Source organism: Allobosea vaviloviae (assembly GCF_001298265.1).
Classification (GTDB): domain Bacteria; phylum Pseudomonadota; class Alphaproteobacteria; order Rhizobiales; family Beijerinckiaceae; genus Allobosea; species Allobosea vaviloviae_B.
This window is the reverse complement of the sequence record NZ_LGSZ01000083.1, coordinates 1-3726: the sequence shown is the minus strand read 5'-3', so window position 1 is coordinate 3726 and position 3726 is coordinate 1. Positions and strand designations below refer to the sequence as shown.

The following is a 3726-nucleotide window of genomic DNA, read 5'->3' as shown; positions in this document are numbered from 1 at the left end:
CGGCATTAGGTAGCAAGCTCACCTAAATCAACTTAGCTCAACGAGAGTCGTTGGGGTAGTGTTTTCTGATGTCAGACCCCAACGTTTTGCTCACCCTTCGCCGCCGCCGCGACGCCATCAACGACGCGATCAAGGCCTACGAAGACAAGCTAGAGACGGCACGCCGCGACCTGGCACACATCGCCGCCACCATCCGGCTATTCGAGGTGGGAGACGAGCCGCTTCAATTCCCGGTCTACATGGACATTGGGCGGCTGTTCCGGCCCCGCGAGATCGGAAAGCTCTGCCATGAAGCGCTGGCGATTGAATCGCCTCTGGACACGCGAGAGCTTGCTGTGCGCGTCATGCGGGCAAAGGGCATGGACGAAAGCGACAAGGTGCTCCGCAGCACCGTCGCCCATCGCGTCGTGCAGGCGTTGAGCATGCGGCTAAAGCGCGGGCTGATTGCCTCAGAAGGCAAGCGCGATGGTGTTCGGATGTGGTCGGCGCAAGGACACTACAAGCCTAATATTAGGTAATCATCGTCCTTACAGAAGCAATTATATTCTCGTTAAAAGCGAGACTTGCGATTTGCCGAGGAATTCCAAATTCATCACAGTATTTTTCATATTGACCATTAGCTTCAGTAATAATTCTTGATCTAACTTCAAGCGGGCACAGCAATTCAACCGCACCTATTTCTGCTAAAATCTCAGCCGTCATGGCTTTTAAAGGATTATCCAAGAATTCTTGCCGGGCGCTCATTAATGAGAACCCGCTTACAATTGCTTCGATTGACCTGTCTGTCGCCGAATGCGTACCTTCATCAGCGTCCAGAGCGTGGCACATTTCTTTGCATACAATAAATCGCCGCCACTGGGTATCTAAATGAAGAGCGTATCTTATCTCAACCACCGTTTTTGCAGAAGCATAGGAATTTGGCGTCTGCACAAATTTAAAGAATTGGCCGTATATAGGGTTCTTGGCGGGGACGTTGTAGCCAACGTAATACACTTCGTCGATCGGTGAGTAGGCCTCAACCGCGTACACAATGTTCTCTAAATTATAGTATTTTTCGCCAAGTTCTTTGCGTAGACCCGACGATACTTGGCAAACCGTTTTAAGCATCGCCCACACAAAAAAACAGGCGAGGGAATCTCGCCTGTTTTACAGATAGTTCCGTTGACGTTTAGCCGTCAAGCGGTACGCGCGGCGTCCACAGCTTCGTCGCCATTCCATTTGGAATGACGAACGCAACGGCCGTGTTTCACCGCCTCGTCAATCTCGTTGAGAGACGAAAAAATTTCTTCCGGCTTGACCGCCCTAGTCGGGTGGAAGAAGAACTTTACGTCCACCAGACCCGCTTCACGGGCTTCGCCAAGCCGAGCTAGGAACTTGTCACGCTCGGTCATGTTGGCTCTCCATATAATCCAGGGCGGAACCTGCATTCGATCTCTTTTGTTCCGCAGGAGCGGACATAGGCGCAAAAGGTGTCCGCTTAAAGACACGCGCCGGTCGCCTAGCAGAAAAAAATTCGAAGTCAAGGCCCTTGACAGGTTCCATGATAGCGTTGGTCGTCCCGGTTCCGCAAGGGGTTTAAGGTAAATGAATGCTTAACATTCATACGTGGTGAATGCTCCGTTGCCAGTAGCCCTTCCAATTCCGGCTAACAGGGTGCGTGAGGGCCGCGCTGGCCACCATCAGATATTGCTCGCCGTTGCTCCCCCGGCGGTGGTCCTCCCGCCACGCCATTTCTGACGAGTAGGCGTTGAGGTACGGGCCGGCGATGTGATGGTGCGTGCCGATCTCGGCGCGACGCAGGCGGGAGAAAAAGCTTTCCGCCATGTTGGTGCAGGACTGGCCGTCAGAATAGCACTCGCTGTGGTTGATGCGCTTCGTCAGATAGAACGTGTGCAGCTCGTCCCAATGCAGCGCTTCGTCAGCATGGATCGTTGCAGTTGATTGCACGCGCTGGCCGATGGTCGGCAGCGAGGCGCCCTCAGACTTGAACACGAACGGCAGCGTGCGGCCCGCGCGCTCGCGCATGATGACCACGACACGACGCTTGCCGTTCTGGTTTTTGGCGAGGCGGCGATCGACACGGTTCTCTTTGAAGTTGGCCGGGCGAACGTGGCCGCCGAAATAGGCGCCGTCGATCTCGACCTCGCCAGAGACGGTCATGTCAGCCATTTCAGCAGACATCGCTTCACGCAGCTTGTGCGTCAGGACGAAGGCTGTCTTGTACTGGACGTTGATGTCGCGGGAGAGCTGCAAGGCCGAATGGCCCTTGGCGCCGTTGACGAAGATCGCGATGGCCAGGAGGTAGTCACGGATAGCCAGCTTGCGGCTGGCGAAGATCGTGCCGGACGTGACTGAGAACTGATGCGTGCAAGCCTTGCACTTGTAGAGCTTGCGGGTCTTGAACGTGTAGACCGCACCACAGTTGCAGCGCGGGCAAACCGGCTCTCCGCCAGTGTCGCACCAACGGATCTGACGGAACGCGCTATGGGCTTCGTCGTCCGACATGCGCGCAACCGTCACCAGAGAGAGGGTGCGGGCCGCTGCTGAAAGGAGGAAATGCTGTGCCATGCCCACGCCAACGATTATCGTTGACGTCAGTGGTATTCATGGAAATCAGTGATGTCAACGGATATCGTTGGGGTTGACTGAAAAACCTTTTATCACTAGTCATCGTGTATGTCGCCAGAACAGAGCCGCGCCGCGCGCGGGTGGTTAGATTGGACGCAGGACCAGTTAGCGAGCGCTGCAAGCGTTTCGCTCTCGACCGTGCGCGATTACGAAAAAGGGCGCCGCGTACCCATCGCCAACAATTTGAATGCGATGAAGCGTGCTCTGGAAGCGGCAGGGATCAATTTCCCTGACAGCGGAATCACTTGTGCGACCTCAACGAAAAACGCTGAGGGTATGGACGGGGCGCCCCAAATCAGCTAGAAAATGGGTGCCCGCCGCGCCGGTCTCCGGCACGACGGGCTATGGTGGAGGTAAGGGGACACGAACCCCTGGGCCTGTAGGTGGGAAGCCGTCAGCCCGACCATCTACCCCCGTAGGCGCGAGCCGCCCGGTTCCCCGGACGACCCGCGAACGCTAAGGCGGCGGCATCTGCTGCACCTTTCTCCTGCGGCGTCGCTTCATTCGGATGCGTCGCCTGTTACAGAAGCCGTTGACGTTCCCCCTGCAAGGTTGGCGTCAGCGGCTTCTTCCTTTTTGGGAAGCATGTAGACCGCATCGTCTTTCACGAGATGCTCTCGCTTCCACATTCTCCACGCGATCCCGTTCACATCGTCCGGCCGAACATCCGGCCACCAACGCTGCGCTATCCGGGTTGCCATGTCCTTCGGCTCCAATCCACGGAGCCCTTCCTTACGAGCGTCTTCCAGGACGGAAACGATCATATCGGTTACTTTTGGCGTTCCGTCCGGCTTGCCGCCGCTAGGGCGCGCCGAAGGTTGTTCGACACTCGCGCTAGGCGTCCCACCGGCGTCGCCGGTCAGTTTTGCGATGACTCGCTCTGCGATGGCGAGATCGCGGTAGTCAGCCTGAAGCTCTTGGACGCGGGTTTGCAGGCGGGTTATCTCGCCTTCGATCTCAGCGCGCCGGCGGCGAATCAATGTGAGGTCTGTGCTCATGACACCTTACCTACGTCACCGCACATTCTCTGTGAAGCTCCAAATTCTCTGAGATCCAATTTTCTGTGTATGTTCTCACTTGAACCCTGAGATTGTTGGG

The 3726-nt window shown here is 56.4% G+C and carries 6 protein-coding genes; 2 read left to right on the top strand and 4 right to left on the bottom strand.

Annotation, left to right across the window (positions count from 1 at the left end; genetic code table 11):
* Positions 1 to 68: 68 nt before the first annotated feature.
* Positions 69 to 518, top strand: coding sequence for a hypothetical protein (locus tag AE618_RS25390; RefSeq protein ID WP_054211866.1), 450 nt, complete (start codon positions 69 to 71; stop codon positions 516 to 518).
* On the opposite strand, the gene AE618_RS28285 is transcribed toward AE618_RS25390, so the two are convergent.
* From AE618_RS28285 to AE618_RS25380, 3 genes are all read right to left on the bottom strand, one after another.
* Positions 511 to 1107, bottom strand: a complete 597-nt coding sequence (locus tag AE618_RS28285) for a hypothetical protein (protein ID WP_156330489.1) — start codon at positions 1105 to 1107, stop codon at positions 511 to 513. The genes AE618_RS25390 and AE618_RS28285 overlap by 8 nt on opposite strands.
* A 68-nt stretch (positions 1108 to 1175) precedes the next feature.
* Positions 1176 to 1391, bottom strand: a complete 216-nt coding sequence (locus AE618_RS25385) for a hypothetical protein (RefSeq protein WP_054211865.1) — start codon at positions 1389 to 1391, stop codon at positions 1176 to 1178.
* Between the two features lie 208 nt (positions 1392 to 1599).
* Positions 1600 to 2568, bottom strand: a complete 969-nt coding sequence (locus AE618_RS25380) for an IS1595 family transposase (RefSeq protein WP_054211864.1) — start codon at positions 2566 to 2568, stop codon at positions 1600 to 1602.
* Positions 2569 to 2676: 108 nt separating this feature from the next.
* Here AE618_RS25380 and AE618_RS27615 point away from each other — a divergent pair, with 108 nt between their 5' ends.
* Positions 2677 to 2931 (top strand): helix-turn-helix domain-containing protein, encoded by a 255-nt coding sequence (locus AE618_RS27615; RefSeq protein ID WP_082365578.1) that lies wholly within the window; start codon positions 2677 to 2679, stop codon positions 2929 to 2931.
* A gap of 197 nt (positions 2932 to 3128) precedes the next feature.
* On the opposite strand, the gene AE618_RS25375 is transcribed toward AE618_RS27615, so the two are convergent.
* A complete protein-coding gene (locus AE618_RS25375; RefSeq protein ID WP_054211863.1) occupies positions 3129 to 3626 on the bottom strand; it encodes a hypothetical protein in 498 nt (165 codons plus the stop codon).
* Positions 3627 to 3726: the final 100 nt, after the last annotated feature.